General features: G+C 47.4%; 8 protein-coding genes. 4 read left to right on the forward strand and 4 right to left on the reverse strand.

Annotated elements, in window-relative coordinates; all coding sequences use genetic code 11:
* Positions 1 to 137: 137 nt before the first annotated feature.
* Positions 138 to 929, reverse strand: coding sequence for an HAD hydrolase-like protein (locus Q0R35_RS17065; protein WP_295621185.1), 792 nt, complete (start codon positions 927 to 929; stop codon positions 138 to 140).
* Between the two features lie 335 nt (positions 930 to 1,264).
* On the opposite strand from Q0R35_RS17065, the gene ribD reads away from it, so the two are divergent.
* A complete protein-coding gene (ribD, locus tag Q0R35_RS17070; RefSeq protein ID WP_295621188.1) occupies positions 1,265 to 2,362 on the forward strand; it encodes a bifunctional diaminohydroxyphosphoribosylaminopyrimidine deaminase/5-amino-6-(5-phosphoribosylamino)uracil reductase RibD in 1,098 nt (365 codons plus the stop codon).
* 83 nt (positions 2,363 to 2,445) lie between these two features.
* Here ribD and Q0R35_RS17075 read toward each other — a convergent pair whose 3' ends face one another.
* Together Q0R35_RS17075 and Q0R35_RS17080 are read right to left on the reverse strand one after the other, a co-directional pair.
* Positions 2,446 to 3,027 carry a hypothetical protein gene (locus Q0R35_RS17075; RefSeq protein WP_295621191.1) on the reverse strand — a complete coding sequence of 194 codons (582 nt, stop codon included), beginning with the start codon at positions 3,025 to 3,027 and terminating at the stop codon, positions 2,446 to 2,448.
* Positions 3,028 to 3,136: 109 nt separating this feature from the next.
* The gene (locus tag Q0R35_RS17080; protein ID WP_295621194.1) at positions 3,137 to 3,427 is read right to left on the reverse strand and encodes a hypothetical protein; all 291 of its coding nucleotides are present in this window, start codon (positions 3,425 to 3,427) and stop codon (positions 3,137 to 3,139) included.
* 149 nt (positions 3,428 to 3,576) lie between these two features.
* On the opposite strand from Q0R35_RS17080, the gene Q0R35_RS17085 reads away from it, so the two are divergent.
* Entirely contained in the window at positions 3,577 to 3,966 is a 390-nt protein-coding gene (locus Q0R35_RS17085) for a hypothetical protein (RefSeq protein WP_295621197.1), read from the forward strand.
* 90 nt (positions 3,967 to 4,056) lie between these two features.
* Here Q0R35_RS17085 and Q0R35_RS17090 read toward each other — a convergent pair whose 3' ends face one another.
* Positions 4,057 to 7,068 carry a substrate-binding domain-containing protein gene (locus Q0R35_RS17090; RefSeq protein ID WP_295621200.1) on the reverse strand — a complete coding sequence of 1,004 codons (3,012 nt, stop codon included), beginning with the start codon at positions 7,066 to 7,068 and terminating at the stop codon, positions 4,057 to 4,059.
* A 337-nt stretch (positions 7,069 to 7,405) separates the two neighbouring features.
* Between Q0R35_RS17090 and Q0R35_RS17095 the strand changes: the two genes are divergently transcribed.
* Both Q0R35_RS17095 and cbiB read left to right on the forward strand, forming a co-directional pair.
* Complete coding sequence (locus tag Q0R35_RS17095; RefSeq protein WP_295621203.1) at positions 7,406 to 9,373, forward strand: penicillin-binding protein 2; 1,968 nt, start codon at positions 7,406 to 7,408, stop codon at positions 9,371 to 9,373.
* Between the two features lie 33 nt (positions 9,374 to 9,406).
* A partial coding sequence (cbiB, locus tag Q0R35_RS17100; RefSeq protein WP_295621206.1) for an adenosylcobinamide-phosphate synthase CbiB occupies positions 9,407 to 10,082 on the forward strand: 676 nt, incomplete at its 3' end.

The following is a 10,082-nucleotide window of genomic DNA, read 5'->3' on the forward strand; positions in this document are numbered from 1 at the left end:
ATGAAATCTTCTGTAGGGGCAATTCATGAATTGCCCCTACAGAAGATTTCATCGAGATCCAGCAACGCCCTATTTCCTACTTGCCCTAGATTGCAGATCTCGAAACAGATGCCTGCACTTAACGTTTCTCGCTTGGATCAAACTCCGCAAGGTGCCGAAAGTAAATAATTCATCCCCACTAAGCGATGTGCGGCGCACAGTAAATCGTTCTCGATCCGGGTGGGTTGAAGTTGAGTGAGCTGATGGTGGCTCCTAATACCGCAAGTCAGCGCAATAGTGGCAATTCCCGTTGCTTGCCCAGCTAAAACGTCAGCTTCGGTATCGCCGATCATCCAACTGTGGTCTAAGTTTTTGGCAGTAATTTGATGCTCCCGCATTGCCTGTTTGAGCAATTGAGTCTTAATTTCTGAATAATTTTGGTAGGCAGCTTCGCTGTTGTTAGTGCCGTAAATTCCTGTAAATAGCTGTCTGAGTCCGTATTGTTCTAAAATGCCGATCGCTTCATCGCGATCGCGCAGTGTGACTAAAATTAGTTTAGTGCCTTGAGCTTTCAATAAACCCAATGCCCAAGTAACTCCGGGCTGAATTTTGTCTTGTGCTAGTAAATCTGCACGGTTGACAATTTCGACAACACGGTGTAAGAAAAAATCAATTTGGGTTTCGCTCAAGCCAGATTGACGGGCGATGTCTCGATCGGGAATGCGATTTTGTTTCATTTGCCAAAATTGGGCTTTGGTCAAAACTGAAAACGCTTGCAGAATATCGATTTGGATCGATCGCGGTGCGGAAAGTTCGCGATAAAATTTAGCAGTATCGGTTAATGCTTGGTAATAAGTACTGTAATATCGGTCTGACACATCGACGATTGGGCCATCAAAGTCACAAAAGACAGTAATGAGTTTGGACAAGCTACGGGGTAGACCTGGCATAGAATTTATAGTACCAGCATAATTATTTACGCAATCTTTCTTAACAATAGCAGTTTCTCGATCGGTTGTCATGGGTATAAATACGATTCGCCCCGCCAGAGGCGCGATCTACAATCGGGAAAACCTATACTATTACTTAATGCAAGTTGCCAGTCATCACCACGGTTAAAGATTTGGGGATTAGGGATTAGGTATTGGGTATTAGCGATAGGATAACAGCTAAAACCTAACAGCTAAAACCTAACAGCTAAAACCTAACAGCTAAAACCTAACACCCATCTCACTAAGGACCCATAGACTTGCAACTTGGGTTACTTAGACAATCTCCCCAATTTATGAAATTTACAGAATTCGATCGAGATATGATGCACCGCTGTATCGCTCTAGCAAAACAAGCTTGGGGGAAAACAGCACCAAATCCCCTCGTCGGTGCGGTAATCGTCAAAGATGGCGAGATTGTCGGTGAAGGCTTTCACCCCGGTGCAGGGCAGCCCCATGCTGAAGTATTTGCGCTGCGTGCCGCCGGGGATCGCGCGCGGGAAGCGACAATTTATGTCAGCCTCGAACCCTGCAACCACTATGGCAGAACGCCACCCTGCGCGGCGGCATTGGTAGCAGCAGGAGTCGGGAAGGTGGTAGTGGGGATGGTAGACCCCAATCCGTTGGTGGCTGGTGGCGGGATTAAGACGTTAGAGCAAGCCGGAATTGAAGTTGTGGTAGGTGTGGAAACCGCCGCCTGTGAAGAGTTAAATGAAGGCTTCGTACAGCGAATCGTCCATCATCGCCCCTTGGGAATTTTGAAATATGCGATGACCCTCGATGGTAAAATCGCTACCGATAGCGGACATAGTACTTGGGTGAGTGGTGAATCTTCCCGTCACTACGTGCATCACCTCCGTGCTGGCTGCGATGCGGTGATTATTGGCGGCAATACCTTACGTCGCGATAACCCTTATCTCACCAGTCACGATCCCGGTACTCCCAATCCGTTGCGGGTAGTCATGACGCGAACGTTAGATCTGCCCCTCGATGCGATTTTATGGGATGTGAATCTCGCTCCCACGCTGGTAGTGACTCAACGCGGTGCCAATCCAGACACGCAAAAACACCTGCGCGATCGACAGGTGGAGGTGTTAGAGTTAGATGCGCTCGACCCGAAATTAGTCATGCAACATCTCTACGATCGCGGTCATCTGTCGGTATTGTGGGAATGTGGCGGTACACTAGCTGCTAGCGCGATCTCTGCTGGCGCGATTCAGAAGGTACTGGCTTTTATCGCGCCAAAAATTGTCGGGGGTAGTGCCGCACGTTCGCCAGTTGGAGATTTGAGCATTAGCTCGATGGGTGACGCGCTAGCATTAGAACGAGTCACCTGGCAGCAAATTGGTGCAGATCTTTTGATTCAGGGATATTTGGAGGAGAGTAGGGAGTAAGGAGTAAGGAGTAAGGAGTTGGAGGAGTGTGGGATGAAAACCTAAAACCTAATACCTAAAACCTAAAGCCTAATACCTAACACCTAATTACAATTGCGGCGTACTTCAGAGTTAACCGTACGTCCATTTACGGTAGATGAAGATTGACTGACAACGGTACCGCTACCACTGCATTGAACTGACTGCTGTTGTTCGCTGGTAGAAGACTGGGAACCAGACTGCGAAGTATTTTCATCTCCAGACGAAGTACGAGTTGTCGAACTCCGCACGGTTGTTGTAGGAGTCGGTACGGTGGTGTTGGGTACTGGCGAGGTAGTGGTAGTTACAGTTGTCTGGGTAGAATTAATTTTATTGTTGAAAATTAGTGGTGCAGAAGTCCCAGTAGTCCGCCGAATAGTAGTCGTATTCGTAGTAGTCGGAATGCGGCGAACTGCGGGAATGCGAGTGCGTCGCTTAATCCGACTGATGAGTACTGGCTGTTCGGTAGTTGTGGGAGTATTGACTTGGATGTTGGGGGTTTGAATAAGAGTACCGTTAGTGGTATTAATAATTTGAATGTTGCCAACGGATAAATTTCGATCGATATCGATTTCGTTGGCATGAACTAAATTAGGCGATAGCAACAGAGTTGCAATCGCCAGTAGGCTGAGCTGACGGTTGAACATAATAGTTACCTCAGAGTTAGATAGTGGTGGTAGATGCATTCGATTTTTTTTGTCGCCAACAGCTAAGAATCGCGGGTGGCAACGGCGGTGATATTTGGCTCGATGCGGCTTAGTTACGGCGTTCCCGTCCCCGAACTTCAGTTTCATTAGATTGGTTGACAGTATTTCTTTCGCCTGCGACATCTGCCGATTGAACATTGCGGACTGATGTAGCTGTATTATCGCCACCTCTGAGACTACCGCGAATACTTGTATTGTTGCTTTGATTGATGGTATTGTTCCGACCGTTAATTACGGCTGTTTGAACGCTATCGTTAGAAACAACGTCGGCGCGTGCTGGTAAGGAGCAGCCGATTGTGGTACAAGTCAGAACGATCGTAATTAAATATGCAGATTTCATAGGTTGTGAGCTTACGGAGCTAGAGTTAACAATTAATTTAGCGTTAGGATATAACTACACTGCCTCCGATCGACATTCCGCAATCTTTTAACATTTTAGTTGCGGATGGCGATGGCAGACTAGATTTATCCCCACATAGCTCATCCATCATGCTCGGTAATTTTCAACGAAGTGAATTGCGAATTGAAGTTCCAGCGACATCTAGTACGATTCGCGATCGATTATTATCGCCTTTGGCACTGAAGAAGTGGTTGTTTCCACAGCAGGTGAATTTTGCCAGTGAAGATTTACTAACGGTAGGTGCCAAATTTGACAACAGTCTCGGTCTATTGAAGGTACACTCTCAAGTCGATCGAGTTGATGCTCAGTGTTTGCGGTTGATACTTAGTAATGGTGTCGATGGTTATCATGAGTGGCATTGGGGCGATGGTTGGGTGCAATCTCGGTTAGAAGGTGTGTCTTTATTACCGCTCAATCTTTATCAGACAGCAACTTTATTACGATTGCGAGAAGCTCTTAAAACTGTGGTTAGACAATAGTTTTTTATCGTAAAATCCAAAATTTATATGATAAAAAAGCAGTAACTTCCAGTTGGAAGATACTGCTTTTTAGGCAAAATTAAATTGTAACTAACCTGCGGTCGATCGAATCCATAATGGTGCAGAACGCGCTAACATTAACCAACCGCCATTGCCAGTGACATAACCAATTTCAGCTAAGTAGCGATGTTCGCTCTGACTGATGGGTATTTCTAAATCCCAAGTTGAATCGCTACATTCAAACTCTTGGAAAGTAGCTGGTAATTCAATATTAGAATCAGCATTGGTGACATCGTACAGGCGAACGACCAATTTTTCACCGCCTTGTTCGCGTAACTGCCGCTTCAAACGAACGGGGATTTCCCAGTGAGCGTATGCTTGAGTTGGGTTGGGGGAAACAAGTGTAATCTGACCTTCACTATACAGACTGCCAGACATTTCACCGCGATCTTCAGTTGGCGTATCTTTGCTTGTGAAGAACGATTTTACTGCTTGTCCGGCTCCTAGTGTGGCTGCGGCACCACCAGCTAACGCTGCACCGCCCAAATCTTTACCATCTGATAGTAAATCGGCTGCTTTATCTTTGAAGCCAGAGAGGAAATCGCTAGGCTCTGATTTGGGAGCTTCGTTGTTAACACCACCAGTCTCTTCGCCTAAGAGATCGGATAAGCCAGCGAACGGATCTTCATCGAGATCGTCTAGATTAATGGCTTCTAAATCGCGATCGAATGTATCTAATTCTGGGTTGGGTGAGAACTGCGGACTTGGCGATTTTTGACCGCTGCCAAATAAAGCTGCACCACCAGCGATGGCAGCGGCTCCGGCTGCGCTAGCTGCTGCACCGCCACCTGTGAAAAAGTCACCAGTTTTGTTTTGGATATTATCGAATGCGTCGCCAAAGTCAAAGGGATCGCTGTTGTTAAAATCGGGGATTAATTCAGCAGCATTATCTTTAAGATCTCCAGCTCGATCTTTAATTGCATCTAACGGATTGCTAAAGTCAAACGCGCGATCTTCAGTGTCATCGAGAATTAAATCGACATTATCTGTCGCTGGTGCTAATGGCGCGCCAAAATTAAATGGATCGTTATCGCCAGTGCTTTCTAGAGAGAGATCGTCAGATAAATCTAGATCTTTTTGACCGCTAAAGAAATCACTTACCGATTTACCCGCACCGCCAGCAATGGCAGCCCCACCTGCGGCAGCAGCAGCAATGCCACCATCTTTAAAGAAGTCACCGCTGGGAGGCTGGAGATCGGGATTAATTTGGAGTCCATCGGCTGCTGGGACATTGAAATCGGGGATTTCTAGATTGTCTAAACTGGTTAAATTCAGATCTGGTGAGGACAAATCAACATTACTGAAGTTTGTGTCGAAATTACCTGTTAAGTTCGGATTGAGATCTGGAATTGATTCGCTAGCCTTGCCCTTAATGCCCTCTAGCGGGTTGTCAAAGTCCAAATCGGGGATGAGATTAGAAGACTTATCTTTCAGCCCTTCTAGGGGGTTTGAGAGGTCGATGTCGGAAGCTTTGATTTCGGGAGGATGAATATCGCGAGCGCGATCGCCCATTCCATCTAGGAGTCCTTTCCCTAGTGCTGCGGCGGCGGCGGTACCACCCACAATTGCCGCACCACCAGCTAAGTTAATGTCTTTAGAGCGATTTTCAACTGCATCGACGACACCGTTAAAGTTGATATTAGGTGTCTTGGGAGTTGGTGGTGTCGGTGTAGACATCGTACCCGACAAGTCGCCCGATCGCAGGTCGCCCGATCGCAGGTCGCCCGATGGACGATAACCGCCGAAGTTAGAAGATAAGTCTCCCGATAAATCGCCAGATAAACTATCGGTTCTGGAAGTTCGCGCTGGTGGGGGTGGATATAGCGGTTTAATGCTGGGTGTTGTTTCTGGTGCAGGTGTGACGGCGGTAACGGTTTCGGTCGGTTTTTTCCGTCCGAGCAGCCACCATAGTCCTCCAGCGATTGGGAATAATACCAACCACCAAGGCACTCCGCCTTTGGCACCATCTTTAGTTGGAACGGGAGTAGTAGTCTCGGTAGTAGTAGTGGTTGTGCTGCTACTGCTACCGGGATTGGTCGCATCTGTAGTGGTAGATCCAGTAGTTTCAGTAGATCCCGTCGTTCCAGTAGTCCCCGTCGTTCCGGTAGTCCCCGTCGTATCCGTACTGCTAGGCGTAGTTGTAGTTGCCGCACCAGCTACTGCTGCTGCTGTTCCAGCCGCGATCGTTTCTTTGATAGCAGCTTGTCCTGATGAGTCGCTGACATAACCGAGAAACGCTTTCGTTCCTTCGCTAATTTTGCCACCTTTATTTTTGTACGCATAGGTCAGCGGCTGAGAAAATGGATATTTGTCATTATCCGGCTGCGTTCCGTGGAGCGTAACGGCTCTAATTCCGGGAATGTTTTTAATTTGGTCGGCTGGTGCGTAACCGATGCCATCTTCACCCAAGTTATCGACAACTGCTTGAGTCGAATCTTCAGTCAGCTTTTGAGCGTTACGGCCAGTTCTGAGCTTGCCATTTTGAAACACTGGATAGTTGGCAAAGGCGCGACGAGTATCGCTAGTATCGGGTCTGTCTATCACCTTAATTTTGCCTTTAGCACCTTTAGCACTGGGCAATTGCGACCAATCAGTGACCTCGCCGCGATAAATTTTCGCAAAGTCTTTTAGGGTGAGGTTGCCAGTGTATGGGTTCTTCTCGTTGACAATGATGGCAATTTTGGCTCTACCGATCGTTTTAGCTGCGACACCTTGAGCTGTTTCAGCTTTGGTCAAAGCGCGACCGAGACCCACTACGTCGGCTTTGTCGGCGACAATTGCCTTAACGCCGCTATCGCTACCTTGATACTGGGTAGGAACGACAACATCTGTGCCGGGGAACTGTTTTTGGAATCGCTCTTTGAGTCCTTGATTGACCGCTTGCATACTGCTGGAACCTTCGATTTGCACTTTGGTTCCCGATGGCACTGTTGTAGGCAATGGGAACTTATCGGCAGCGGTTTGGGCAATAGCTTTGAGGTTAGTACCACCAGCAGCTAAGATTAGTGCTAGAGTGACGATCGAACTACTATGCTGTTTCATTTGTAACAACTAGGTTTGTGGATATTGTAATCAACAATAGCTTAGATCTGTTGTCTGATATAGATACTTACCAGACGATCGGTAAATCAAATATCTAATTGCAACCGAACACAAGCTAGTAATAAAGGTTACGCGAACATGCTCTCAACTGTCTGAAGAATCGATGTAAATGCCTATCTACCCGAACTTTATCGAGATTTATTTCCAGATCGACTGTAGCAGATTGTTCAGATCCTAACCGATTTTTTCAGTTCGATCGACTCAAATGTTACATTTTCGTTAAGATACAATCGAATTAAATTTTTTCGGTGCCTTTTATTACCAATGCGTTAGTTGAATGAGCAATAATCGCCGGAAGCAGTCAGAACAGGGAAAAAGTCGCAGGTCGATCGGACATCCATATACCAGTGCCAGACTGACAGGAGTCTGGCTGGTATTGGGGTTGGCATCCCTGGGGTTGTTATGGCGATTGTGTTGGTTACAAATCGTGCGTGCGCCGTTCTTGCAGAGCAAAGCGCAAGCGCAGCAAAGCACGACTAAAAGACCATTTGTACCCCGGCGGACGATCGTCGATCGATCCGACAATCAAATAGCGGTAGATACGCCTAGCTATAGCTTATATGTCTATCCAGCCAAATTTAGCGAAGTTCTGGTCGGTAAAGGGTTACCCAAAAATGGCAAGCAAGTCAAGCTCACCTCATTAGAAGTCGCCCAAAGACTGGCACCAATTTTACAATGCAGTATCCGAGAACTGGTCGAGAAATTCAATCGTCCCCAGTCACGAATTTTTATTCAGTCCCAATTGCAAGAGAATCTCAAAAATCGCCTCGATAGCCTGAAATTAGAAGGACTCGAAACCGCTCAGGGCGAACGCGAGTATACGCGATTTTATCCCCAAAATAATGCATTTTCTGAAGTTGTCGGCTATTTAGATTGGGAACATAAAGCCCAAGCTGGCGTAGAACTAAGCCAATCATTACTACTAGAGCGCAACTTAGTCCGGTATCGGCTGACTAAAACGGGTGGTAATAATGGGTCGATTTTACCCGATCGAGTCACGTCAGATTATCTCCACAGTGACGATTTAAAACTAAAATTGACCGTAGATTTGCGGCTGCAACGTGCTGCTAGAGAAGCATTAACTCAGAAAATGCAGGAATGGAACGCGCAACGGGGCACAGTAATTGTAATGGATGCCGATACTGGAGCCATCCGCGCTCTCGTCGTCATGCCTACCTACGATCCCAATCACTACGCTAGAGATGTCGAAAATTATGGCAAACTTGTCGGCAAACGTCGCGCGCCGCTGCTACTCCAAAATGCCGCTGTTTCCGACCTGTACGAGCCAGGATCGACCTTTAAACCCATTGCAGTCGCGATCGCCCTCGAAAATCGCGCGATCGTGCCCACCAGCCAGTTTTACGATGAAGGTAGTATTAAAGTTGGTACTTATACCATTCGGAACTCCGATAAAAAAGGCAACGGCAAGATCGATGTTGCCCAAATTCTCCAACATTCTAGCAATGTGGGGATGGTGAAAATGATGCAGCGACTCAAGCCAAATACCTACTACGATTGGCTTCAGCGGATTGGCTTGGGTCAAAAATCTGGAATCGATTTACCATTAGAAGGACAAGGCGAAGTCCGCAGTCGGCGAGAGTTTGTCGCTTCGCCAATTTATCCCGCCAATGCCGCATTCGGACAAGGTTTTTCGCTCACGCCGATTCAATTAGTCAGGCTGATTGGGAGTATTGCCAATGGCGGTAAATTGGTGACTCCTTATGTGGTGGAAGGTTTGTTCGATAGCGAGGGTGTCCGCAAAGATAATCCCGTTCGTCCCGAACCCAGTCAGATCTTCGCTCCTAAAAATGCCCAAGCCGTGCTAGAAATGATGGAAACAGTCGTCAATAAAGGTTCTGGCGAGAAGGCGAAAATTGCGGGTTATCGGATTGCAGGTAAAACTGGTACCTCTCAAAAAGCGGGAATGGGCGGCTATACGCAAGATGACAAAAAAGTGACCAGTTTTGTCGGAATTCTACCTGTAGATCGGCAGCGTCACTATGTGGTATTTGCCGCAATCGACGAACCCAAGGGTAAAGAAAAAGCTTTTGGCTCGAATGTCGCCGCACCAATTGTCAAGTCGGTAATGGATTCATTAATCTCGATCGAAGGCATTGCCCCCAGCAATCCTAGCGAGATCGAAGCCAAAGCTGCCCTGATGGAAAAACAGAACGAGAATCGTACTAAAACCGACTCAACCGATAAAGTCGATAAAGCCACCAAATCGCCAGTAAAAAGCCGTTAAACCCCCTGAAAAAGCGCACATTCGATCGCTAAAATGCCCCCGATCTCCTATCCACTATTACCTCTTCCCTATTTAGCGATCGCTGCTGGCTTAGATTATGCGATCGGCGATCCGTGGGAATGGCTGCATCCCGTTCAGATTATGGGCTGGGCGATTTCCTGGTTCGAGCGAATTGCCCTTAAATATTGCCAAACTCCGATCGCCCGCAGGCTGGCGGGGGTAGTGTTATGTTGGGGCTTAATTTTTGGTACCGGAGGCGTTACATGGCTGATAATCTTTGCCTGCGACTGGATTCATCCGTGGCTGGGCATCGCCATCAAATCGATCGCATTAGCTAGCTGTTTTGCTGGTAGAAGTTTGCGACGAGCGGCTGAAGATGTTGTCGCCGCGATTGAGACTGGAGATTTAGCAACAGCCCGATCTCAGTTGAGCATGTATGTCGGGAGAGACACCGATAAATTAACCATTCCCGAAATCTATCGCGCCATTATAGAAACTATTACCGAAAATGCGATCGATGGGGTGATGGCTCCGCTATTTTACGCGATCGTCGGCATATTTATCCCCACAGTCGGGGCTGTGCCCCTGGCAATGGCATACAAAGCCGCCAGCACTCTAGATTCGATGGTCGGCTATCGCCACGAGCCATACGCCGATCTCGGCTGGTGTAGTGCCAAATCCGAAGATATTCTCACCTGGCTGCCCTGTC

It is taken from the genome of Chamaesiphon sp. GL140_3_metabinner_50, assembly GCF_025361915.1.
GTDB lineage: Bacteria > Cyanobacteriota > Cyanobacteriia > Cyanobacteriales > Chamaesiphonaceae > Chamaesiphon.